We start from the raw sequence: 23151 nt of genomic DNA, 5'->3' as shown, positions 1-23151 counted from the left end.
GTTATGCCATGGCTGGCCTGACCATCCGTTCCGTCTGCAAGAACTACGGCGATGTCCCGGTCATCAAGGGCATCGACCTCGACATCGCGCACGGTGAATTCGTGGTCTTCGTCGGCCCCTCCGGCTGCGGGAAGTCGACCCTGCTGCGCATGATCGCGGGCCTCGAGGACATCACCGAAGGCACCATCGCCATTGGCGAGCGTGTCGTGAACGAAGTGGAGCCACGCGACCGCGGCGTCGCCATGGTGTTCCAGTCTTATGCGCTCTATCCGCACATGAGCGTTTACGACAATGTCGGCTTCGGGCTGAAGCTTGCCGGCACCCCCAAGGACACCCGCGATCGCAAGATCCGCGATGCTGCCCGTGTCCTGCAGATGGAGCACCTGCTCGACCGCAAGCCGGCCCAGCTTTCCGGAGGTCAGCGCCAACGCGTCGCCATCGGCCGTGCCATCGTCCGCGAGCCCGACGTCTTCCTGTTCGACGAGCCGCTCTCCAACCTTGATGCCACCCTTCGAGGTGACATGCGCATGGAACTGGCGCGCCTCCACAAGGATCTCGACGCCACCATGATCTATGTGACCCACGATCAGGTCGAGGCAATGACCCTCGCCGACAAGATCGTCGTCCTCGATGCCGGCGTGGTCCAGCAGGTCGGCTCGCCGCTGGAACTCTACAACAATCCAGCCAATCTGTTCGTCGCCGGCTTCATCGGCGCACCCACGATGAACCTCATCGAAGCCACGGTTACCGGTGTGGATGGCGGTGTCGCCCAGCTGGCGGCCGGCGGTGCGTCAGTGCCGGTTCAGCTTCGTCCAGAATCCGTTCAGATTGGCGATATGGTCACCCTCGGCATTCGCCCCCACGCGCTCGTGGCTGACCCCCAGGGCCCCCTCAGGGGCACTGTCCAGCTGGTCGAGCAGCTCGGCAACGAAACCGTCCTCCGCGTCCGGTTGACCGCAGGTCACGAACTCACCGCCGTTCTCCCCGGCCAGGCCACCCACACCACCGGCGCGCCCATCGCCCTGACCATCGACCCTGCCGCAGCCCATCTCTTCGGCAGGGACGGGCTGCGGCTAACCTAGCGCTTTACTCTGGCCGTTGAGCTTGCGCCAGGCCTCATACTCCTCGTTGGCGTCAGGGTGGAGCGGGTAGTACCGCTGGAGCGGGGCGCCTTCCATCAGTTTCATTCGGGAAAAGACTTCCCATTCCGCGTGCTTCTGGCCTTCTTCGATGACCTGTTCGGCCATCGACACCGGCACCACGATTGCCCCGTCGTCATCGGCAACGATGATGTCCCCCGGCACCACCGTCACGCCGCCGCAGGCGATCGTGACGTTGACCGCATTGGGAAAGATGTCGGTCTGCACGTGATAGTTGGGCGACCAGCCCTTGAGCCATAGCGCCAGGTCCAGCTTTTCGACATTAGGACGATCGCGCATCACGCCGTCGATGATGATCCCGGCGCCGCCCCGGCCCTTGAAGTAGGTCGACATCATGTCCCCGAAAATGCCCGAGCGCATGTCGCCGCGCGCGTCAACCACCACCACGTCGCCCTCCTGGACGTGGTAGAGCACGTGCCGGTGCAGTTGGGTTTCGGGATCCGCGTACTCGCCTTCGCTGAACAGGTCCGGTCGCTGCGGCAGGCATTGCAGGGTCAGCGCAGGTCCGCAGATCGACTTGCCCCTAGTCTGGGGCAGGATTCCGGTCATGTGCGGGTTGCGAAAGCCCATGTGTCCGAGCGTGCCGGCGATGGTTGCCGCGCCGAGGTTCTTGAGCCCCTCGACGAGGTGCGTTGGCGGCCGCTGGATGTCTGCCGTCGTAATCATTGTGTTCTCCTCCAGGAGGTTCGTGCCCGGCCGGCTTAATCGAAGAAGCCCTCGTCTTCCTCGCGCAGATAGGGTCTTGCTGCTTCAGGGTCGATGTCGAGCCCCAGTCCCGGGCCGGGCAACAGGTCGACATGACTGTCGTTGACGATACGGCCCTCCGGAAGGCCGATGATGATGTCTTCCCACCAGGGGTCCGAGGCGCTGGGATATTCGAAGGCGATGTAATTGGCAGGCAGGGTGGCGCAGACATTGATCAACGCTCCCAGCCCCAGCAGGCCATTGGCGGTGCCGTGCGGTGCCATCATGATCGAGTGCATGTAGGCGTGTTCGGCGACCCACTTCAGTTCGGCGATGCCGCCAACATCTGCGGGGTCGGGCCCGACCACCCGCACCGCCTGCGTCTCGATCAGTTCCTTGAAGTTGTGCCGCGAGTAGATCTGCTCCCCCGTGTGAATGGGGGTCGAGGTCGACACGGTGAGTTCGCGATAGGCCTGTGGATTGACCCAGGGAACGTAGTCCCCGGTCAGCATGTCCTCGAGCCACATGAGGTCGTGCTTCTCGACCGCTCGAGCGAAACGGATGGCGTCGTTCAGGAACCAGCCGGGGCCGCAATCGAGGGCGAGGCTCACCTTGTTCCCAAGCACTTCCTTCATCGCGGCGACGCAATCGAGCATGTGATTGAAGCCGCGCTCGCTGATCTGCCCCTGGTCCATGGCGCCGTGGTAACCGGAATTGGTTTGCCGCACGCCGTAGTGAAAGTCGTCTACTGCATCCTTCATGTTGGAGTGGAAGCTGATGCCCTGCTTCACCATGAAGAAGTTTTCCGGCCGTTCCATCATCCATTTGACGTCGGCGGCATAGTCCTCCGGGCGGTCGCCGGTCCGTTTCTGCCGGATCGAGCCATTGTAGACCCGCACCTTGTCGCGCACCTTGCCGCCCAGTAGCTTGTAGACCGGCACGTTGGCAGCCTTGCCGGCGATGTCCCAGAGCGCATGTTCGATGGCGCTGACCGCGGCGCCGTAGGGCTTGAAGGAGCCCCGCTGCCGAATTTTCAGCATGCAGCGCTCAACGTCGGTCGGATCCTCGCCGATCAGCGCGCCACGAAAGTGCAGCACCCACGGCTTGAGGTACGGCTTGGTGAACTCCACCTCGCCGAGGCCGTAGAGTCCTTCATCGGTGACCACGCGCACGATCGGATGGCGTCCGATCACGGCGCAGCGCAGGTCCGTTATCTTCATGTGTTTCCCCTCGGGCCTCCGTGGTCAGCTCCAGGTGCGATCCCAGGAGTACTCGTGGTCCCACTGTTCTGTGGGCTGCCAGATGCCCTCCACACCCTCTTGCAGGTGCTGGCTGATCACCTCGTCGACGACATCGTCGACGCCGAGACCGGGTTTGTCGGGAACGGTGATGAAGCCATCCTTCACGAGCGGCTTGGGCAGCCCGTTCACGATGTCGTCCCACCAGTCAACTTCCACCGAGTGGTACTCGAGCGCCATGAAGTTCTCTGTGGCAACGGCCACGTGCGCTGCGGCCATGCAGGCGATGGGGCTCTCGGCCATGTGGATCGCCATGGCGACGCCGTGGTCCTGCGCCATGTCGCCGATCTTTTTGGTTTCGAGTATGCCGCCCGATGTCAGCAGGTCCGGATGGATGACCGAGATGCCGGCCTTGAGCAGTGGCTCGAAGCCTTCCTTGAGATAGATGTCCTCGCCGGTGCAGATCGGCACGGTCGTGGCCTGCTGCAGCTGCCGGTACTGGTCGGTGTACTGCCAGGGGATGACGTCCTCGAGCCAGGCGGGGGCATATTTCTCAATCCGCCGGGCCAGCCGGATGCCACTCTGCAAGGAGATGTGGCCGACATGGTCGATGGCCAGCGGCACCTCGTAGCCGATGACTTCGCGCACCTCGTGAATGTACTGCTCCAGCGTGTCGAGCCCCTTCTCGGTGAAGGCGAGTCCGGTGAACGGGTGGCGTACATTGTGGATGTCATAGACCGCATGGCGGGCGCGACGATCTTCGAGCGTCTTGCCAGCGCCCCAGCCCGGGTGGGTGCGGTAGCCTTCGAGGGAACCCGAGGGCGCCACCACCGATCCGGGGGTATCCACCACCTGCATCAGCCCGAGGTCCATCTTGAGGAAGGTGAAGCCGAGGTCCATGCGCTGCTTCAGCCGCCGGCCGGTTTCGGTGCCGCTGGGCACGCTGGCATCGGTGTCGCAATACATGCGCACCCGGTCACGGAACTTGCCGCCCAGCATCTGGTAGATCGGCACGCCGTAGGCCTTGCCTGCGAGGTCCCATAGCGCGATCTCGATGGCCGAGACCCCGCCGCCCTGTCGACCGTGCCCTCCAAACTGCTTGATGCGCCGGAAGAGCCGGTCGATGTCGCAGGGATTCTCGCCCAGCAGCCGGCTCTTGAGCATGAGCGCATAAGTGGCGCTGGCACCGTCCCGTACCTCGCCGAGGCCGACGATGCCCTGATTGGTGTAGATCTTGAGCAGCGCCGACTGGAACGGCGCGCCGGTGATCTCGGCCACGCGCATGTCGGTGATCCGCAGTGCACTTGGCCGCGAAGCGATGCGGACATTGTCCTCGACCATGCTGGTCGCCAGATCCGCGTCCATCAGTCGAGCTCCAGCAGATTGGCTTCGAGGTAGGCGCGGTTCATCTCGATGCCGAGCCCGGGAGTCTTGTTGAGTTTCAGGCTGCCGTTGGAGTTGTCGAGCGGCCTGTCGATCAGGTGATCGTATTTGCCGAGGTTCCACTCCGAGGTTTCGAGCCGATAGAAGTTCGGCACCGTCATCATCACCTGAGCCCCCGCGACGAGGTTGATGGGTCCGGCAGCGTCGTGTGGCGATACTGGAATGTAGTAAGCCTCACACAGAGCGGAGATCTTCTTGAGTTCGGTGATGCCACCGGTCCAGGTGACGTCTGGCATGATGTAGTCGGCCAGTTTCCGTTCGAGGATGGGGACGAAATCCCACTTGGTGTGTCCGCGCTCACCCCACGATATGGCGGCGCTGACCTTCTCCCGCACCTGCTGCAGCGCATTGACGCTTTCCGGTGGAACTGGCTCCTCGAACCAATCGATGTCACCGGCTTCTTCGAGGCTGCGACAGAGGCGGATGGCGGTCGGCACGTCGAAGCGCCCGTGTGCATCGATGAGAATGTCCACGTCCGGCCCCGCAGTGTCGCGAATCAGCGCGGTAAGTTCTGCTGCCTCCCGCTCGTCCTTGCGGCTCATCGCACCGTCCAGGTAGCCCTCCGACTGCTCCCGGGCAATCCCGTTCTTGTCGAATGCACCCTGCTGGGCGAACGGGTCGAACTTGAGGGCGGTGTGACCCGAAGCGATGATGTCACGGATCTCCTGGACCACGCCATCCTTGCTGGTGAACTTGCGCTGGTCGGGGTGGGTGTAGAGCAGGATCTCCTCGCGCACCGGTCCACCCAGCAGCTCGTAGATCGGCTGGCCGAGCACTTTGCCGCGAATGTCCCATAGCGCGATGTCGATGGCGCTGACGCATTCCACCGCCGCGCCGCGGCTGCCCATATAGGTGAAGTTGCGGAAGATCTTGTGCCAGATGCGCTCGATATTGGCAGGGTCATCGCCCTCGATAATCTTGCCGATCTGCCGCAGCATCACGCACAGCGCCCGGTTGGCAACGAAGGTGGTGGTGGTGATCTCGCCCCAGCCGCTCACCCCCTCGTCGGTGGTCACCTCCACGAACAGGAACTCGCCCCAATAGGACGCATCCGACTTGATCAGCCACGGCTGGACCCCGGTTATTCTCATCGTTTCCCCCTCCGCCAGCCGTAGTGAGTTCTCGGCTAGCTTGCCCGGGCCGCCTCCGCCGCCCGCATGTGTTCCAGGATGTGGCGCCCTGACCCCTCGACGTGCTGGGCCACCAGCGCCGCCGCCTTGTCGGCTTCGCCATCCTTGATGTGTTGAATGAGCTGACGGTGCTCGCGCATAACCTGCGCGCGCCGGGCCAGTGTGAAATCGTAGCGCCGCCCGACTGCACGCAGCACCTCGCGATGCTTCCACCACAACTCGGCAGCGTGCCGGTTATAGTGACGCTCGTACATGATGGTATGGAATCGCGTGTCGAGTTCGCTGTGTCGAACCGGGTCGGCGAAGTTGTTGTCTTCGATTTCTGCCTGCACGGCTTCGAGTTCGGCGATGTCGGCGTCCGTGGCCATGCCGACGAACCATCGCGTGAGCGCCGGCTCGATCAATACGCCGATCTCGTAGATGTCGCGCACGAAGTTCTGGTCAATCGGGCGCACCCGTGCCCCGCGATTGGGTGAAATGAGCACGAAGCCCTCGCCACGCAGCAGTTGCAGCGCTTCCCGAACCGGGTTGGTGGAGGTGTTGTGGCGCTTGGCCAGATCGGCAACGATCAGGCGTTCGTTGGCTCGCAGGCGTCCCGAGATGATGTCCTCGCGGATATGGCGGTAGACCGAGTCTCCCGCCTGCGATGCTCCGCTCGGCTCCATCCCTTGTGGCGGCTGCGCCGTGTAGTCGTTCATCTAAAGTCCCGTGGTTCCCACTTTTTTGTTCCCGCCTTGTAGCGCCCGTAGCGGTCTTTGTCGTGCGGTCTTTCAATGAACTACACGGAATGATTGCCGGATAATGTATAATCCAACGCGGTTGACACTCAATATGTCTTCTGCAACGCTGTTTGTTGCTGCACCTGCACATAAGAGGCGAAGCCCGGTGTGCGATGCGGGAGGGAGAGGACCTGCCGGGAGGAGAGCCGGGCAGGACAGACAGGAGGACTTCATGAGGAACTACCGGTTGACCCGTGCGCTTACGCACGGTGCAGCAGTCTCTGCGCTCGCGGTGTCGATGAATTCCGCGGCGGTGGCTCAGAGCGTCGACATCAGCCAATGGACGCCTGAATACGTTCGGTCCATTGCCGGGACCGAAGAATACAATACCGCCGAACAGTGCGGCGCGGTCACGCCGCTCGACTACGAGGGCGACCTGACCTTCTGGTACCAGGGCGTGTTCGAGGGCGATCCCGAACTGCTGCGTCAGTACTATCGCGACTTCTTCGCAGCGTTCAGGGAAACCTACCCGAACATCAACCTGGAGGAGCAGGCGCTTACCTACAACGACCTGCTCGACAAGTTCCGCACCGCGCTGCTCGGCAATGCCGGGCCCATGGTCGTCCGCCTGCAGATACTGGGTGGCGTGGAGTTCGCGTCCAAGGGCTACCTGCAGGAGCTGAGCCCGGAGGATGTCGGCTGGAGCCGCGAGGATTTCTGGCCGGGCGCCATGAAGTCGGTGATGTGGGAAGGCAAGACCTACGGCATCCCCACCAACAATGAGACCATGGCGTTTATCTGGAACGCCGACATCTTTGAGCGGGCCGGGCTCGACCCCGAGACTCCGCCGGCGACATGGGATGACGTCGTCGCCTATTCCAAGCAGATCCACGATGAACTCGGCATTGCCGGCTACGGCCTCGTGGCTCGCAAGAATGCCGGCAACACCCCCTATCGCTTCATGCCCCAGCTCTGGGCCTATGGCGGCGGCGTCTTCGACGAGGCCGACGCGAACCCGACCTACGAGGAGGTACGGCTCGACAGCCCCGAGAGTATCCGGGCGCTGCAAGCGTCCTACGACATGTATGTCCGCGACCAGTCGGTACCGGTCTCGGCCCTGACCAACCAGCAGGCCGACAACCAGCCGCTATTCCTCGCCGGCCAGCTGGCCATGATGATCTCGCACCCGTCAGACTATGACGTGATGCTCGACCTTCAGGCCAAGGCGACGGGCGCCGACAAGGAAGCGGCGCAGACGGTCATCGACAATATGCGCTACGGCCCGATTCCGACCGGTCCTGACGGGCGGCGCGCGGTGGTCTTCGGGGGCTCCAACATCCACATCCTCAACCCCGAATATGTCGAGGGCGGCGAGGTGGACGAAGCCGCGGCCAAGGCGCTGATCTGCTTCTGGACCAGCCCCGAATGGTCCCTGAAAATGGCCTATGCCGGCTCCAATCCGGGTAACCTCAATGGCTTCAAGACCACCTGGATGAAGGAGCGTCTGGACTCCATTGAGTTCCTCGACGTGACCACCTCGATGCTGCCCTACGGCGTGCCGTTCCCGACGCTCCCGGAAACGCCCGAGATCATGAACATCATCATCCCGGACATGCTGCAGAACGCCCTGACCGGCGCCATGACGGTCGAGGAAGCAGCCAAGGACGCGGCGCAGAAGGTGAGAGATATCACCGACGGCGGCGGTCTCTAGCCGCTATCCGCAAAGCTTGACCGGCGGCCCCAACCCGCCGGTCACCCTCTCCGTTCAGGGCAAGGAGCACAAAGGATGACCACGCTGGCCGGCGAAGCCATGGCGTCCCGCGAGACCGCAACCAGGCAGCCCGGCGTGCTGCAGCAGATGTGGAACAGCCGTGCCGACTATCTCTATGTCCTGCCGGCGATCGTGGTGATGCTCGTCGTCATCGCCTATCCGATCTACTACACGATCGAACTGTCGTTCTTCAAAACGCCGCCCGGCCTGCAGTTGCGCGACAAGATATTCATCGGCACCGAGAACTACACCGCAATCCTGTCGAGTGACGTGTTCTGGAAGGTTACCGTCAACACCGCCATCTGGACGCTGGCTTCGACCCTCATCGCCTTTGTATTGGGCTACGCTTCGGCGTTGGCCCTGCACCGGGATTTCGCCGGCCGCGCTGTTCTCCGCGCCATCCTGATCATCCCGTGGGTCATCAGCGCGGTTGCCGCCTCCTACATCTGGAAATGGATCTACCATTCGGACTTTGGCATCATCGGCGCCGTCATGGTGCAGATGGGGATCGTCGACCGTCAGCCGAACTTCATCGACAACGTCAACACGGTTCTGCCATCGCTTATCGTGGTCAACATCTGGCGCGAGTTCCCCTTCGCCATGATCATGGTGATGGCGGGGCTGCAGACGGTGCCAGAGCAGCTGTTGCGCGCCGCCAAGGTCGATGGCGCGTCTGCATGGCAGCGCTTCTGGCACGTCACCTTCCCGCACCTGCGAAGCGTGTCGACGGTAACGATCCTGCTGTTGGCCGTGGCCAACTTCAACTCGTTCATCATCCCCTGGATCATGACTGGCGGCGGTCCCTCCAACGCCTCGCACATCTGGATCACCCACATCTACGAGCTTGCATTTGGGCGCCAGCGCTGGGGCGTGGCAGCGGCCTATTCGGTGCTGCTGTTCCTGATCCTGATGGTGCTCGGCTACTTCTATGTCCGCGCCTTGAGCGGCAACGAAAGCAAGGAGCAGGGGGCATGACTGCGACCGCCGACCCGATCGTGCCGCGCAGCCGCAAGCGTATCGACGGCTGGCGCTGGGCTGGACGCATCTTCCTGGTGCTGATGCTGCTCTACGCCGCCGTACCGATGGTGTGGATGCTGCTGACCTCGATCAAATCGGGCTTTGCGGCGATGCAGTTCCCGCCACAATGGTGGCCAACCGAACCGACTCTGGCGAGTTACCAGAAACTGCTCGATCCGCAGAACAGTGTCGGGCAGGACTTCCTGCGCTTCTTCTGGAACAGCCTGTTTGTGTCGTTCTGCACCACCATCCTCGCAGTGGTGGTGGCGGTGCCCGCCGCCTATGCCTTCTCGCGCTTCCGTTTCCCGGGGCGCAAGTTCCTGTTTTTCTCGGTGCTGCTCAGGAACATGTTTCCGGCCGTGATCTTCCTCGTGCCGCTATTCATCCTGATGCGGGTGCTGGGGCTGGTGAACACGCACGGCTCGCTGATCCTGACCTACCTGACCTTCGGCCTGCCACTCGCCATCTGGCTGCTCAAAGGTTTTTACGACAACATTCCGGTTCAGCTCGAACAGGCCGCCCGCATCGACGGCGCCACGCGCTTCCAGGCCTTTCTCCTGATCGTCACGCCCCTATCGGTGCCCGGGATTATCGCCACGGCGATCTACTCGTTCATCGGGGCTTGGAACGAATACATCTATGCCGCGACCTTCCTCACCAAGAACGAACAGCTCACCCTGCCGGTGGGTATCCAGCGCTTCTTCTCGGAGAACACCACGGATTTTCCAGGCCTGATGGCCGCGAGCTTCATGATGAGCGTGCCGGTCGTGGTGCTGTTCCTGATCCTGCAGAAATACTTCGTGCGCGCGCTCACCGAAGGCGCGGTCAAACACTAGGGGAATTTGCCGATGGCCCAGGTGGTCCTAAAAGATCTGGTCAAGACCTACGGCTCCATCTTTGCGGCCAAGGATGTGTCCTTGACCGTGGACGATGGCGAGTTCGTCGCCCTAGTCGGCCCCTCTGGCTGCGGCAAGACCACGACGCTCAACCTGGTGGCGGGGCTGATCCCCATCACCTCCGGGGACATTGTCATCGGCGACCGGGTAGTCAACGATCTCGATCCAAAAGACCGGGACATCGCCATGGTGTTCCAGAACTACGCGCTTTACCCGCAGAAGACCGTGTTCCAGAACCTGGCGTTTCCGCTGCAGATGCGGAAGTTGCCGAGAGCGGATATCGAGCGCAAGGTCGCCGAAGCCGCCAAGGTTCTCGACATCACCCACCTGCTGGAGCGCAAGCCCCGCGAACTGTCGGGCGGCCAGCAGCAGCGCGTGGCGCTGGGCCGGGCGCTGGTGCGCGACCCTGCCGTGTTCCTGATGGACGAGCCGCTGTCCAACCTCGACGCCAAGCTGCGGGTGCAGATGCGCTCCGAGATCAAGCGTTTCCACCAGGACCTCAACGCCACCATCATCTACGTCACCCATGACCAGCTCGAGGCGGTTACCATGGCCGACAAGATGGCGGTGATGAACGGAGGCCTGCTGCAGCAATACGATGCGCCCGCCAAGGTTTTCGCCGATCCCGTCAACATGTTTGTCGCCAGCTTCGTCGGCAGCCCCGCCATGAGTCTGGTGCCGCTGGAAGTGTCCGCGCGTGACGGCCGCACCGTGCTCACCAGCAGCGAGGGGTGGAACTTGCCGCTTTCCGATCTCAACGCCCGCAAGGTGGCCGGGGCGCAATCGAACCGTGTGGTGCTGGGTGCCCGCCATTCAACCATTCGCCTGCACAAGACACAGGTAGCGGATTCGGTGCCCGCGCGGGTCTACACCGTCGAGCCCACCGGGGATATCACCTTCGTGCAGGCGTTCCTTTCCGGAGCCATCGTCAATATCAGCCTGCCGCCCTCGATAGTGGTGGCACCCGACGAGATGGTGTGGCTGGAGTTCGATCAGGAGCGGATCCACCTCTTCGACGCCGAGAGCGAACAGGCCCTGCGCGCCGCCTGAACCAGGCGCCCCCGAGACCATCATGGCCCCCAAGCTGAAGATCACCGCCATCAAGCCGTACCCAGTGCGGGTCGGCATCCGCAATCAGTTGCTGGTCAAGGTGGAGACCGACCAGGGCATCTTCGGTTGGGGAGAGAGCGGCCTAACCGGGCGCGAGCGGGCAGTGGTCGGTGCCATCGAACACTACCGTGAATTTCTGATCGGCCGGGACGCCATGCAGATCAGCCGCATCTGGCAGGAGCTCTATCGCAGCCAGTATTTCGAAGGCGGGCGCGTACTGCAGGCGGCGATCTCGGCCATCGACATTGCCCTCCACGACATCAAGGGCAAGGCACTCGGCGTCCCCGTTTACGACCTGCTCGGTGGAAAGCAGCGACACGTCATACCCACCTTCGCTTCGACTGGTGATAGTGCAGGGGAGGGCGCTGTCCAGCGGGCGCACGAACTCATGGCGATGGGTTTTGACGCCATCCGCTTCTTTCCCATAGGCCAGGACAGCCGCGACATCTTCGAGCCGCGTCAGTCCATCGCCGCGACGGCTCGCCTGCTCAACCGGGCACGCGAGGAACTGGGCAGCGAAGTGGTCCTGGGTATCGACTACCACCACCGGCTCTCCGTCGCCGAGGCTGCCAGCTTCTGTAGCAAGCTTGACCCCGGCGTACTCGACTTCCTCGAGGAGCCGATCCGCGATGAGACACCGGAAGCCTACGAGTCGCTGCGCACGATGACCGACATTCCCTTCGCCATCGGTGAGGAATTTGCGAGCAAGTGGCAGTTCGTGCCCTACATCGAGCGGGGCATCCACCAGTTCAATCGCATCGATGTCTGCAATGTCGGCGGTCTCACCGAAGCGATGAAGGTCGCCGGCTGGAGCGAGGCGCACTATGTGGACCTGATGCCGCATAACCCCCTCGGTCCCGTGTGTACGGCCGCGACGATCCACTTTGCTGCCGCGGTGCCGAACTTCGCCTGGCTGGAAACCCGGGCCCCCGAGATTGCGCTGGGCTTCGACAACGCCGACTTCTTCCCCGTGCAGCCACGGCTGGAGGGCGCTGTCTACCCGGTCAGCGACACACCCGGCCTCGGCGTCGAAGTGAACGAGGACCTGCTCGCGCGACAGAGCTTCGAATTCTGGGAGGCTTCCCACCTACGAAGACAGGACGGTTCCGTGACGAACTGGTAAGGCCACCCAAAGCCTGTTCTGATGCCAGTGGTGGCGCTGAAGGGGTCAAATGCGCAGTCCAGCGGCGTCGAAGGCTAGGGCGGCTCCCGCTTCTATACCGACATGGATAGGGGCGCCGTTGCTCGCGCGGGAGTGGCCCTTCTGCTGGATCGTTACCTTGGATTGTCCATCTCGGCCGATCGCGTAGACGTGGGAAACGCCACCCAACTGCTCGATGACCTGCGCCGTGGCGGTCAGGGCGGCTCGGGCAGCATCCGACTCGGTGAAATGCTCGGGGCGAATGCCGATGCTGATCGTCTCGCCGACCGCACCACCTGTTCCGCGCCGCCGCACAGCCAGGTCCCGGCCCTCGAAGGCGGCGAGTGAAACCGACAGCGTGTTGCCGTCGATGGCGCGGATCACGCCTTCTAGGAAGTTCATGCGCGGCGAGCCGATGAAGCCGGCCACGAAGATGTTGTCCGGATTGTCGTAGAGTTCGATCGGGCTGCCCTGCTGCTCGATGCGGCCGGCGCGCAGCACGACGATACGGTCGGCCAGCGTCATCGCCTCGACTTGGTCGTGCGTGACATAGACCATGGTGGCGCCGAGTTGCTGATGGAGGTTGGCAATCTCGATCCGCATCTGCACGCGCAGTTCGGCATCGAGGTTGCTGAGCGGCTCGTCGAAAAGGAACGCCCGAGGCTGGCGCACGATGGCCCGGCCGATTGCCACACGCTGGCGCTGCCCGCCGGAGAGCTGGCGGGGCTTGCGGTCCAGCAAGTCTTCCAGTTCCAGAATGCGCGCGGCATCGGCGACGCGTTGTGCGACCTGCTCCCTGGGCGCGCCGCCCATCCTGAGGCCAAACCCCATGTTCTCCGCCACAGTCATGTGCGGGTAGAGCGCGTAGGACTGGAACACCATGGCTACGCCCCGTTCGCTCGGGTCGTACTCGGTAACATCCTCGCCGCCGATGAAGACTTGGCCCGAACTGGGCTCCTCGAGACCGGAAATGGTGCGCAGCAGGGTGGACTTGCCGCAGCCGGAAGGCCCGACGAACACCACGAACTCGCCATCGGCGACGTCGAGGTCGATGTCGTGAATGACCTTAACCGAGCCGAAGCTCTTGTTGATGCCCCGCAGTTTGAGTTCGGCCACCGTTTCCTCCTTGCCGATGGTTCCGGCGCTGCGCCGCGTGTGGAACGGCCCGCACCAGTGTTATGGCAGCGCTTTCTACCATACAAGTATTATCTATCAGGTTTTCTGAAGCTCTTAGTAGTTCGTATCGGCTTTATGAGTATGCCTTGAGTGGCGATGGTCCTCTGAAACGCTGCGTCAGTAAAGTGCAACTTTGTCCTTGATGATCAGTCTTGTGAGGTACGTTCCTCTTGCCTCCGTTCACAAGGCGCGTCTACAAAGTGGCAAGTGGTGATTGCAGCAAGCTGCGGACCACTGCGGCCCGGGAGGAGACCAGTTGGTTATCGGCCGCCAAAACAGGAGGATACCATGAAGCGTATTGCGCTTGCCGCAATGCTCGGCCTGGCCGTCATCATGCCGGTCCAGGCCCAGACAGTCGTCAAACACCTGCACATCACCTCGATCCCAGCGGAAGTGGAGCTGATGAACTCCATCGCCGAAGAGTTCATGGCTCAGAACCCCGACATCAAGGTGGAACTGCCGTTCCTCGAGAACGAGGCGTTCAAGGCCAAGCTGACCACGCTACTGCAGTCGGCGGATGCGCCGGACGTATTCCATTCCTGGGGCGGCGGCGTGTTCTATGAGCAGGCCAAGGCAGGATTCCTGCGCCCCGTCGGGGACGTGCTGAGCCAGGAAGCGCTGGACAACCAGGGGACCGCCGGCGTTTCCGCCTTCACCGGCCCCGATGGCGAGATCTATGGCGTCGCCCGCGACGTGAGCGAAGTCGTGCTGTGGTACAACAAGGCCCTGTTCGAGCAGGCCGGTGTGGATCCGGCGAGCATGCAGACGTGGGAGGGGTTCCTGGAGGGTGTGCAGACGTTCAAGGATGCCGGCATCACCCCGATCGCCGTTGGTGCCAAGGACAAGTGGCCCGCTCACTTCTGGTGGTCCAAGCTCGTTGTCCGCCTGGCGGGCCAGGAAGGCTTCGAGGCTGCCGCGCGGGGCGACGGCGACGGCTTTGCCGGCGAGGATTTCGTCAAGGCTGGCGAGTACTTCCTGCAGCTGGCGGAAATGGAACCGTGGCAGGACGGCTTCCTTGCCGCCAGCTATAGCGACGCTTCGGGCCTGTTCGGCGACGGCAAGGCGGCGATGCACCTGATGGGCGACTGGGACTACGGCGCCATGAAGGACAACTCCGCCACCAAGGAGGGCATCCCGGACGACCAGCTGGGCATCCTGCCCTTCCCCACCATCGAGGGCGGCAAGGGTGACCCGACCGATACACTCGGCGGCATCGGCGGCATCCTGTTCTCCAAGAACGCTTCAGATGCGGCGGTGAAGTGGGTCGAGTTCTTCAACTCGCCCGAACAGCAGCGCAAGTATGCCGAAGCCGCCTACTACATCCCGATCGCCAAGGGCGCTGCGGATGTCATGACCAACCCGTTTAAGGTGCAGATTGGCCAGAACATCAGCGGTGCGCACTGGCACGCCCTGTTCTTCGACCAGGCCCTGGGTCCCAATGTCGGCGGCGTCGTCAATGACGTCTCCGCTGACCTGGCTGCCAACGCCATCAGCGCCGAGGAAGCTGCCCAGCTGATCAAGGAGGCCGTGGACGACTCCCTGTAGTCTCCAAGGCTTTCCGGCGGGCGGCGGAAACCGCCCGCCGGATCACTTGAACAACTCGATCCCGGTCCGTCGGCCGCCATGATTCCTGATCCAGTCGCCCTAGACAGGGCGCCTGGCAGAACAGGGGAGACGGGGTGGCCGGGAGGCGGAGGACTCCGATGACCAGCATTGCCACCGCATCCAGCCCATCCCTGGCGCCGGCAGTTCGCCGCCGACGCTATGTCGAGCGCAAGAGCCTCGTGCCGCTGCTGCTGTTCCTGCCGCCGTCCATCATCCTGTTCACGGTCTTCGTCGTCCTGCCGATGATTGATGCGGCGACGTTCTCGTTCTTCAAATGGAACGGGTATGGGCCGATCACCGAATTCGTGGGCTTCAAGAATTACGACGACGTTCTTACCCATCGTAATTTCGGCACGGCCGTACGCAACAGCCTGATCGTTGTGGCGGTGTCGCTGCTGATCCAGTTGCCCCTGGCGATGTGGTGCGCCATCGCCCTGGCCGGCCGCGGGGCCCATATCAACCTGATCCGGGTGCTGTTCTTTCTGCCGTATATGTTGGCCGAAGTGGCCGCCGGGCTGATCTGGAAGTTTGTCTATGACGGCAACTACGGCTTGTTGCCGGCCGTCGGTAGCGCCATCGGCGTCGACATGCCGTTCGTGCTTGGCGACCGGTTCTGGGTGATGCCGGCGATCATGCTGGTGATCACATGGAAGTATTTCGGCTTCCACATGATGATCTATATCGCCGGGCTGCAATCCATCCCCAGCGAGGTGATCGAGGCGGCGCGCCTTGACGGCGTCAAGCGCTGGCAGATCGTGCGCCATATCCAGATCCCGATGATCCGCTCGGCAATCGTAATCTCGGTGTTCTTTGCCATCACCGGTGCGCTGCAACTGTTCGACCTGATCATCCCGCTCAGCAATGGTGGACCCTCGCACTCCAGCCACACCATCGTGACCTTCCTCTACCAGTTCGGCATTCTGCGCATGAATCTCGGCTTCGGTGGCGCGGTGAGCGTGTTGCTGTTCATCGCCTGCGTGGTCGTCGCGCTGGCCTACCGGCGCGTCCTCTTCAAGGCGGAGCAAGACTGATGTCGACCATGGCCAGGAAGCGCCGGCGCCCGGCGATCTCAATGATCCAATGGCTGACCCTGTTGGTGGTCGCTGCCTTCGTCATCGTGCCGTTCTACACCACGGCGCTCGGCGGCTTTAAGGAAATCGGGGAACTGCGGGTCAATCCATTCGGGTTGCCGGCCAGCTGGGACCCGGTGCGTTTCGTCGAAGTCCTCGGTGGGCCGCGCTATTTCTCTTCGCTGGGTAATTCGCTGCTGATTGCCGGGGGCACGGTGGTGCTGTCCACACTGGTGGCCTCCATGACCGCCTTTGCCCTGGCGCATATCAAGTTCTTCGGCAGCCGCTTCCTTCTGGGCTACCTGATGCTCGGGCTGCTGTTCCCATCGGCCACCGGCATCCTGCCGCTCTTCATCAAGATGCGCGACCTTGGCATGCTCGACAGCCACTGGGGCATCATCATCGTGCAGGTGGCGTTCAGCGTGTCCTTCTCGGTGCTCCTGTTCCACAATTTCTTCAAGGAGCTGCCCAAGGAACTCGTCGATGCCGCGCGCATGGACAATTGCGGCTACATCCGGATCTACTGGTATGTGACGCTGCCGCTGTGCCTGCCGATCATCGCGACGGTCGGGGTGTTCAATTTCGTCGGCAGCTGGAACAGCTTCCTGTTGCCGCTGATCGTGCTGAACACGGAGGCCAAGTACACTTGGCCCCTGGGCATCATGCAGTTCCAGGGGCAATACAGCTCCGACTGGCCGCGCATCCTGGCATTCCTGACGCTGTCGATCATGCCTGCCGTCGCCTTCTTCCTGCTGGCGCAACGATATGTGATCTCGGGGCTCACCGGTGGGGCGGTGAAAGGCTGATCACGGCAAACCTGCAGCATTGAACTTCACCGGCGAGAGCCCACCTAAGGCTGGTGCCACGCAAGCAAAAACAGATACCTGCCAGCCCCACCGACCTCGTTCAGGAGTGGGCGCTGCCAGCGGGGGCGACGCTCGGCTCCTCGGTTCGTGCCAGGGGCATTCTGCTCGAGCTCCGGGCGCGCCTGCCTTCGTCGGTAAGAAAATCGCTGAATCTGGCTGCGGGCGTGATCACCCTGCGGATGCCGGAAGGCTCGGATGCTGAGTTCCACCTGGTTGCGACCACCGTTTCTGAGGATTTGCGGGGAATCGAGAGCATGCCGGTCATCCCCCGGGAGATCGAGGATATCCTGTCCATTTCTACGACAGAACGGCATCGGTGGCTCAAGGATGGCCGCCTGCCGAGCGCCGGAACGCGCACCGTGAAGCTGCGCGGGCGGGCAAGGAAGGTCACCTTCCACGTCTTTGATCCCCGTCGCGTCGAGGACATCCTTGACCGTGACCTCGTCGACGCCTGGCGAGAGGAAGATGCGATCACGGCTGCCGAAAACAGGCGGCGTGCCGGCTGGAAGGCCAAATTGACGCGACAGCAGAAGAAGACGGCCGTTTCGCCGGTCGCTGCGGACGGCAGTCCGCGCCCGCAGCTGCTGGGATGGGAAGAGTTCGAGCGCGACGGGCCGATCTAGCCAGCCGCCCGCGCCGGATGCCGAACTGCTATCCCGCCAGCGCGTTGGCAACGCCGACCACCTCCACCCGCCCCTTGGATCCGTCGGGCCCGAGCCAAGACAACGCCTGACTGGGAAGCAGGCCGAGCAGGGCGGCGCCATGCCTCGATGTCACAGAGAGGCGGAACCGTTCATCCAGGAAGGTGTCATCAGGGAGCACGAGCTTGACGGTGCGCTCCCCCAAATTCTTGGATGTAGAACAAGAATAAGGAGTGGTTGGGCGTGGGCCGAAAGAACTTCGGAAAGCTAATATTCCTGCAGCACGGGCGTGGCGGTAACTTCCGCGCCGACGATGCGTGGATGCTCTGTCCTATATGGAGCGTCTCTGGCGAGGCGACAGGACACGGGAATTCCGACGCGCCTATGCGATCTGCCAGAGTGCGCTGCATAACCTGGCGTCAGCGGAGGTGGCGCGAGGTGGTCGCCGCAGCAGAACGAGCCGGCCTGTTGGACCGACGTCCGCGCATCGCCACTGCCCGGCATTCTCAGCTCGAGTCGTAAGGGCAGCACCCACCGCGGCCGCGTTGGGAGCGTGATCTCAGGTGGCCGCCAGCCGGGTCGCACCGTCGAGGCGGATCACCTCGCCGTTGAGATAGTCGTTGCCGATGCAAGCCGCCACCATATGCGCGAATTCGTCAGGCCGTCCGAGCCGGGCAGGATAGGGGATGGACGCTGCGATCGAGCGTTGGGCCTCTTCGGGCAGTCCGGCGAGAAGGGGCGTCTCGAAGATGCCGGGCGCAATGGTCAGTACCCGGATGCCGAAGCGGGCGAACTCGCGGGCGATCGGCAGTGTCATCGAGGTGATGCCACCCTTGGAGGCCGAATAGGCCGCCTGGCCCACCTGTCCCTCGAAAGCCGCCACCGATGCCGTCGAGATGATGACACCACGGGCGCCATCGGGCAGGGGCTCGGCCACCGATATCGCATGACCAACCAGGCGGATCATGTTGAAGGTGCCGACCAGGTTGACCCGAAGCACGCGCTCGAACAACTCGAGGTCCATCGGTCCGTCGCGCCCGACGACCCGCTTGGCGGGGCCTATGCCGGCGCAGTTGACCAGGATACGCGGGGTGCCGAGTTCGACGTGGACCTGCTCCAGCGCTGAGCGGACGCTGGCGTCGGAGGCAACGTCACAGCTGAGGTTCAGCGTGCCGTTGTCCGCCGGATGCAGGTCGAGCACGGCCACCCGCGCGCCTTCCTCAAGGAGCCTGGCGGTGACGGCGGCGCCGAGGCCTGAAGCGCCACCGGTGACGATCGCGGTTTGTCCGTTGACTTGCACCTGATCCTACTCCTCGATCGAAATGACGCGGGGGCTGCCCTGGTAGATCTCGGCAACGTCCGCGGCGCGGTTGGAGAGCACCTGGCGCTGGTTGATCGAGCCCTTGTCGGTCACCTCGCCACGGTCGATATCCGGCGCTCTGGCCATAAGGATGATGCGCCGGATGAGCGTCGAAGACCCGGTGCTGGTGCTGGCCAGGCTGCGGAGCTTGTCAGCGAACGCGGCACGGACCGCGGGGTGGGCCATCAGCGCTTCCCCTTCGAGCGTGTCGTCGCCGGCAAGGTCGCGAGCGGCGCGCAAGTCAGGGAAGACCAGACCGCCCAGGAATTCCTCGTCTAGACCGGTGACGGCAACGTCCTTCACCAAGCCATCGAAGTGATCGATGAAGCCGGTGCGCAGGCGCCCCACATTCACCCAGGTGCCGGTGCGCAGCTTGAAGTTCTCGGCCGTGCGGCCATCGAAATAGAATCCCTGGTAGACGTCGTCGGGGTCGGCAAAGCGCAAGGCGTCGCCCAGGTTGTAGAAGCCTTCTTCGTCGAATGCCTTGGCCGTCAGTTCCGGCTGCTTCCAGTATCCGGGGGTGATGTTGGGCCCCTTGAGACGGGCTTCGAGCTTGTCGCCGACCGGCACGAGCTTGAGCGTAATTCCCTTGGCGGGGATGCCAACATTGCCGGCGCGCTCGGCCTCGATGGTGCACATCAGCGAGAACGGCGCCGTCTCGGTGGAGCCGAGGCCGGACGCGATCAGTACGCGTTCGCCGGTGGCTTCCACCGACTGGCGCTGCAGGGCTTCCCAGGTGTGCTGGCCGAGGCCTGCGCCTGCATACATCAGCATCTTCACACGCGAGAAGAAGGTGTTGCGCAGCGTATGGTCGCGATCGAAGGCGTGGACCATTTCTTCGTAGCCGCGCGGCACATTGAAGAACCAGGTGGGGGCAATCTCCGCCAGGTTCCGCAGCGTCTTGCCAATGCCGGACGGGGTGGGGCGGCCGTCGTCGATATACAGGGTGCCGCCATTGAACAGTACCAGGAAGAACACCTTGTTGCCGCCCGCGGTGTGGTTCCAGGGCGTCCAGTCCAGGATCACCGGCGGCTCGTCCTGCACAAAGGCGTAGCAGTCGCGGACCATCATCTGGTTGGCCGCGATCATGCCGTTGGTGTTGATCACAGCCTTGGGCGAGCCGGTCGAACCGGAGGTGAACAGCCACTTAGCGATGGTGTCCGGCCGCACGGCTGCGGCTGCCGCATCGACAGCCACGGTGGCCTCCGTCGCCAGCACGTCGCTGAACAGCAGGGCGTCCGGCCGATTCGGCCGACGAGCCACCATTACCGTGACGTCGTCGAAAACAGTGTCCAAGGCGCGGGCGAAGGTTTCTCCGTCGGCAGCAAAGACCAGCCCGGGGTTGAGCAGGCTCTTGATGTCCTTGAGCTTGCTGAAATCGGACGAGACCAGCGAATAGGCCTCGGAAAGGGCAGAGTAGGGGATGCCAACCAGGATGCAGGCCAGCGCCAGTTGGGCATGCTCGATGTCATTGCCCGAAAGGATGAGAACCGGCCGCTCGGTCGACAGGTTGAGGTCGAGGAGCTTCTGCCCGATCCGGCGAGCGCGCTCCAGCATCTCTTTGTAGGACAGGCGGCGCCATTCGCTGTCGGGTCCGCGATCGGCGATGAAGGTGTGGTCGGGCGTGGTATCGGCCCAGTGCCGCAATCGGTCTGAGATTCGTTGCGGAGGCGTGGGCAGTTCGCCCAGCTGGCGGACGTAGATGGTACCGTCCGGACGGCGGTCCACCTCGATCTGCGGCTCCCAATAGCGCGCCTGGCGCAGCGCCGCGGACGCCATTTCTGCGGATTGCTGTTTCAGCGCCGTCACTAACCCCTCCATGAGTTCCGGTTCGCTTCCGGTGCTTGACATTCAACACTGGAATTGTCCACTAGTAAACTAAATTAGCGGGAAAGACGGATGGCGGCTCTGATCACCTATGACCTCGACGGGGATGTCGCCGTTATCGGCTTCAACCGCCCGGAAAAGCGCAACGCGATCTCCGATGCGGTGATCGAAGAGCTGGCCAGGGCGGTCGACCGCGCCGCCGATGAAGCCCGGGCGGCGGTGCTCCACGGACACGGCAAGCATTTCTGTGCCGGCCTTGATCTGGCCGAGCATTCCGAGCGCGACCTAATCGGGGCGATCAGGAACTCCCGTCGATGGCACCAGGTCTTCGACCAGATCCAGCGTGGCGCCATTCCCTTCATATCGGCCCTTCATGGTGCGGTGGTCGGCGGCGGCCTCGAGATTGCGGCCGCCACCCATGTTCGCGTGGCAGACGCCACCACCAAGTTCGCCTTGCCCGAAGGGCAGCGCGGCATCTTCGTGGGGGGCGGTGGATCGGTGCGGATCGCGCGCCTCATCAATCATGCCAACATGACTGACATGATGCTGACCGGGCGGGTGCTTACCGCCGAGGAGGGGCACCGTATCGGGCTCTGCCAGTACCTGGTGGGTGCCGGCGAAGCGCTGGACAAGGCCAAGGAACTGGCGCGGCGGGCTGCGGGCAATGCGCCGCTGAGCAATTTCGCGGTAATCAATGCGCTGCCGCGCATCCAGGACATGGGGCAGGACGACGGCCTCTTCGTCGAGTCGCTGATGTCCTCCATCACCACGGCGACGCCGGAAGCGCGAGAGCGTCTGCGGGCCTTTCTTGAAGGGCGGGCCGAACGGCTCATTCCCAAGGATCCGGCCTGATGGGGCTGAGCAGGAGTGCCCTCGACGACCTGATCGGGTTGAAGCTGCGGCTGGTGCAGTTGCACTTCTTTGCCGTCTACTACGCCGAGTTCGGGCCGCTGGGGATCACGCCTGCCGAATACGCCATCCTGGAAATGGTGGCCGAGAACCCGCGGACGCGCCAGGGGGTGTTGGCCGAGGCGCTCAGCATCAAGCGTTCCAACATGACCAAGGTCATGCGCGGACTGGAAGAGCGCGGGCTGCTCAGCCGAGCGGCTCCGGCCGACGATGCGCGGGCCGTGGAACTGACCCTGACCGAGGCCGGCGAGACTCTGCGGCAGCAGCTGGCTTCGCGCATGCAGCGCAATGACCGGCTAGCGGCATCGGCCCTGGACGGGCCCGAGCAGGTGGAATTGCTGCGGCTGCTCGACAAATTGCTGGCCTCGAGCGCCAGCCATGCCCCGAATTCCATGGAGCTTGCCGATGGTTGATTTCAACGCCGTTCGCGCCATCGACATCCACACGCATGCGGAAGAGCCGTGCGGCACGCACGCTGACGATGGCTACGACGACTTCCAGCAGCACATGAAGCAGTATTTCCGCATGGGCCACTCGCCGCAGCCCACGGTTGCGGAGACGGCGCAGTATTTCCGCGAGCGCAATATCGCTGCGTGCATCTTTCCGGTGGACGCGGAGCGCGAGACCGGTTTCCGGCGCTTCAACAACTACGAGGTGGCCGAACAGGCGGCCGAGCACTCCGACATCCTAATCCCGTTCGCATCGATCGACCCGGCCAAGGGCAAGATCGGCGCTCGTGAGGCGCGCGACCTGGTCGAGAACCATGGCGTGCAGGGCTTCAAGTTCCACCCCACCATGCAGGGATTCGAGCCCAACGACCGCTCGGCCTATGTGCTGTACGAAGCCATCGCCGAGACGGGCAAGCCGGCGCTGTTCCATACCGGCCAGACCGGCGTCGGTGCGGGCATGCCGGGCGGCATGGGCATGAAGCTGCGCTATTCCAATCCAATGCTGATCGACGATGTGGCAGCCGATTTCCCGGAGATGCCGATCATCCTCGCGCACCCCTCCTTTCCGTGGCAGGAGGAGGCATTGGCGGTAGCGACGCACAAGCCCAACGTCTATATCGACCTCAGTGGCTGGTCGCCGAAGTACTTTCCGCCGATCCTGGTGCGCTATGCCAACACGCTACTGAAGCACAAGATGCTGTTCGGATCGGACTGGCCGGCGATCACGCCGGATCGATGGCTCTCGGACTTTGAGCAAATCGATATTCGGCCCGAAGTGCGGCCGCTGATCCTGAAGGACAACGCACGCCGGCTGCTGGGCGCGTAAGCCGGATCGTCGTCACGGTTATAGTTCACGAAGATAACTATCCTGGATGCGGTGCGGCGTGCAGTAGCCGATAAGCTCCAGGTTATGGTTTTCTTTCAACTGTCATTTCACCG

22 protein-coding genes are annotated in these 23151 nt (G+C 63.1%); 14 read left to right on the top strand and 8 right to left on the bottom strand.

Annotated features, from left to right (window positions below; genetic code table 11):
* The first annotated feature begins 8 nt into the window (after window positions 1-8).
* Entirely contained in the window at window positions 9-1082 is a 1074-nt protein-coding gene (locus ACFSX5_RS05060) for an ABC transporter ATP-binding protein (RefSeq protein ID WP_386832201.1), read from the top strand.
* Here the strand turns inward: ACFSX5_RS05060 and ACFSX5_RS05055 are convergent.
* Genes ACFSX5_RS05055 through ACFSX5_RS05035 form a run of 5 tightly spaced genes read right to left on the bottom strand, consistent with a single transcriptional unit; the run spans window position 1074 to window position 6353 of the window.
* A complete protein-coding gene (locus ACFSX5_RS05055; RefSeq protein WP_386832200.1) occupies window positions 1074-1826 on the bottom strand; it encodes a ribonuclease activity regulator RraA in 753 nt (250 codons plus the stop codon). The two genes, ACFSX5_RS05060 and ACFSX5_RS05055, sit on opposite strands and share 9 nt — an antisense overlap.
* A gap of 35 nt (window positions 1827-1861) precedes the next feature.
* Window positions 1862-3064: a mandelate racemase/muconate lactonizing enzyme family protein gene (locus ACFSX5_RS05050; protein ID WP_386832199.1), complete on the bottom strand. Its 1203-nt coding sequence runs from the start codon at window positions 3062-3064 to the stop codon at window positions 1862-1864.
* Between the two features lie 24 nt (window positions 3065-3088).
* Complete coding sequence (locus ACFSX5_RS05045; protein ID WP_386835580.1) at window positions 3089-4450, bottom strand: mandelate racemase/muconate lactonizing enzyme family protein; 1362 nt, start codon at window positions 4448-4450, stop codon at window positions 3089-3091.
* Entirely contained in the window at window positions 4447-5616 is a 1170-nt protein-coding gene (locus ACFSX5_RS05040; protein ID WP_386832198.1) for a mandelate racemase/muconate lactonizing enzyme family protein, read from the bottom strand. The genes ACFSX5_RS05045 and ACFSX5_RS05040 overlap by 4 nt, the downstream gene beginning before the upstream one ends.
* Before the next feature lie 35 nt (window positions 5617-5651).
* Window positions 5652-6353, bottom strand: a complete 702-nt coding sequence (locus tag ACFSX5_RS05035; protein WP_386832197.1) for a GntR family transcriptional regulator — start codon at window positions 6351-6353, stop codon at window positions 5652-5654.
* Window positions 6354-6606: 253 nt separating this feature from the next.
* Here ACFSX5_RS05035 and ACFSX5_RS05030 point away from each other — a divergent pair, with 253 nt between their 5' ends.
* The 5 genes from ACFSX5_RS05030 (at window position 6607) to ACFSX5_RS05010 (ending at window position 12291) form a co-directional block, all read left to right on the top strand.
* Window positions 6607-8085, top strand: coding sequence for an ABC transporter substrate-binding protein (locus ACFSX5_RS05030; RefSeq protein WP_386832196.1), 1479 nt, complete (start codon window positions 6607-6609; stop codon window positions 8083-8085).
* Between the two features lie 75 nt (window positions 8086-8160).
* On the top strand, window positions 8161-9120 hold the full coding sequence (locus ACFSX5_RS05025) for a carbohydrate ABC transporter permease (protein ID WP_386832195.1): 960 nt from the start codon (window positions 8161-8163) through the stop codon (window positions 9118-9120).
* Complete coding sequence (locus ACFSX5_RS05020; RefSeq protein ID WP_386832194.1) at window positions 9117-9998, top strand: carbohydrate ABC transporter permease; 882 nt, start codon at window positions 9117-9119, stop codon at window positions 9996-9998. Before ACFSX5_RS05025 ends, ACFSX5_RS05020 begins: the two co-directional genes overlap by 4 nt.
* 12 nt (window positions 9999-10010) lie before the next feature.
* Window positions 10011-11108, top strand: coding sequence for an ABC transporter ATP-binding protein (locus ACFSX5_RS05015; protein ID WP_386832193.1), 1098 nt, complete (start codon window positions 10011-10013; stop codon window positions 11106-11108).
* A gap of 22 nt (window positions 11109-11130) precedes the next feature.
* Window positions 11131-12291: a mandelate racemase/muconate lactonizing enzyme family protein gene (locus tag ACFSX5_RS05010; protein WP_386832192.1), complete on the top strand. Its 1161-nt coding sequence runs from the start codon at window positions 11131-11133 to the stop codon at window positions 12289-12291.
* 45 nt (window positions 12292-12336) lie between these two features.
* Here the strand turns inward: ACFSX5_RS05010 and ACFSX5_RS05005 are convergent, their stop codons facing one another.
* Complete coding sequence (locus tag ACFSX5_RS05005; RefSeq protein WP_386832191.1) at window positions 12337-13425, bottom strand: ABC transporter ATP-binding protein; 1089 nt, start codon at window positions 13423-13425, stop codon at window positions 12337-12339.
* 348 nt (window positions 13426-13773) lie between these two features.
* Here ACFSX5_RS05005 and ACFSX5_RS05000 point away from each other — a divergent pair, with 348 nt between their 5' ends.
* The 5 genes from ACFSX5_RS05000 to ACFSX5_RS04980 all read left to right on the top strand — a co-directional run bounded on the left by ACFSX5_RS05000 (window position 13774) and on the right by ACFSX5_RS04980 (window position 18224).
* Window positions 13774-15030 carry an extracellular solute-binding protein gene (locus tag ACFSX5_RS05000; RefSeq protein ID WP_386832190.1) on the top strand — a complete coding sequence of 419 codons (1257 nt, stop codon included), beginning with the start codon at window positions 13774-13776 and terminating at the stop codon, window positions 15028-15030.
* A 158-nt stretch (window positions 15031-15188) separates the two neighbouring features.
* Window positions 15189-16121 carry a carbohydrate ABC transporter permease gene (locus ACFSX5_RS04995; RefSeq protein ID WP_386832189.1) on the top strand — a complete coding sequence of 311 codons (933 nt, stop codon included), beginning with the start codon at window positions 15189-15191 and terminating at the stop codon, window positions 16119-16121.
* Window positions 16121-16966: a carbohydrate ABC transporter permease gene (locus ACFSX5_RS04990; protein WP_386832188.1), complete on the top strand. Its 846-nt coding sequence runs from the start codon at window positions 16121-16123 to the stop codon at window positions 16964-16966. Before ACFSX5_RS04995 ends, ACFSX5_RS04990 begins: the two co-directional genes overlap by 1 nt.
* Before the next feature lie 53 nt (window positions 16967-17019).
* Window positions 17020-17649 (top strand): hypothetical protein, encoded by a 630-nt coding sequence (locus ACFSX5_RS04985; protein WP_386832187.1) that lies wholly within the window; start codon window positions 17020-17022, stop codon window positions 17647-17649.
* Between the two features lie 335 nt (window positions 17650-17984).
* Window positions 17985-18224 (top strand): DUF982 domain-containing protein, encoded by a 240-nt coding sequence (locus ACFSX5_RS04980; RefSeq protein WP_386832186.1) that lies wholly within the window; start codon window positions 17985-17987, stop codon window positions 18222-18224.
* Window positions 18225-18226: 2 nt separating this feature from the next.
* On the opposite strand, the gene ACFSX5_RS04975 is transcribed toward ACFSX5_RS04980, so the two are convergent.
* Entirely contained in the window at window positions 18227-18967 is a 741-nt protein-coding gene (locus tag ACFSX5_RS04975) for an SDR family NAD(P)-dependent oxidoreductase (protein ID WP_386832185.1), read from the bottom strand.
* Between the two features lie 6 nt (window positions 18968-18973).
* The gene (locus tag ACFSX5_RS04970) at window positions 18974-20836 is read right to left on the bottom strand and encodes a feruloyl-CoA synthase (protein ID WP_386832184.1); all 1863 of its coding nucleotides are present in this window, start codon (window positions 20834-20836) and stop codon (window positions 18974-18976) included.
* A 90-nt stretch (window positions 20837-20926) separates the two neighbouring features.
* Here ACFSX5_RS04970 and ACFSX5_RS04965 point away from each other — a divergent pair, with 90 nt between their 5' ends.
* From ACFSX5_RS04965 to ACFSX5_RS04955, 3 genes are read left to right on the top strand one after another with little or no spacing between them, the layout of a single operon-like run.
* A complete protein-coding gene (locus ACFSX5_RS04965) occupies window positions 20927-21706 on the top strand; it encodes a crotonase/enoyl-CoA hydratase family protein (protein ID WP_386832183.1) in 780 nt (259 codons plus the stop codon).
* On the top strand, window positions 21706-22176 hold the full coding sequence (locus tag ACFSX5_RS04960; protein WP_386832182.1) for a MarR family winged helix-turn-helix transcriptional regulator: 471 nt from the start codon (window positions 21706-21708) through the stop codon (window positions 22174-22176). Before ACFSX5_RS04965 ends, ACFSX5_RS04960 begins: the two co-directional genes overlap by 1 nt.
* Entirely contained in the window at window positions 22169-23038 is an 870-nt protein-coding gene (locus ACFSX5_RS04955; protein WP_386832181.1) for an amidohydrolase family protein, read from the top strand. Before ACFSX5_RS04960 ends, ACFSX5_RS04955 begins: the two co-directional genes overlap by 8 nt.
* Window positions 23039-23151 lie beyond the last annotated feature (113 nt).

The sequence above is a fragment of the Devosia albogilva genome (assembly GCF_042685625.1).
In the GTDB taxonomy this organism is placed as follows: Bacteria; Pseudomonadota; Alphaproteobacteria; order Rhizobiales; family Devosiaceae; genus Devosia; species Devosia albogilva.
This window is presented reverse-complemented; position numbering and strand designations above follow the sequence as displayed.